This window comes from Frateuria defendens (assembly GCF_001182895.1).
GTDB lineage: Bacteria > Pseudomonadota > Gammaproteobacteria > Xanthomonadales > Rhodanobacteraceae > Frateuria_B > Frateuria_B defendens.
In genome coordinates this window covers 1-218 of sequence record NZ_LFQR01000299.1, presented here as the reverse complement: position 1 = coordinate 218, position 218 = coordinate 1, and the positions used below count along the sequence as shown (strand labels likewise).

The following is a 218-nucleotide window of genomic DNA, read 5'->3' as shown; positions in this document are numbered from 1 at the left end:
GACCTCACCCTGGCGGCGGCGGCCACGACGGGCCTGCGTTTCGGCCAGACGCAGACCAGCGTGCAGGGCCTCACCCTGAGCGCGGGCCAGGACCTGAGCCTCACCGCCGGCCACGACCTCAACGCGCAGGCGGTCACGCTCAAGGCGGGCGGCAACGCGGCGCTGAGCGCGGGCAACGACCTCAACCTGTCGGCGCTGGCCACCGGCACGCGCTGGAC

Annotated in this window: 1 protein-coding gene; it reads left to right on the top strand. The window is 74.8% G+C overall.

Annotated features, from left to right (window positions below; genetic code table 11):
- On the top strand, nucleotides 1–218 hold a 218-nt coding region (locus ACH65_RS18355; protein WP_049624089.1), incomplete at both ends, for a hemagglutinin repeat-containing protein.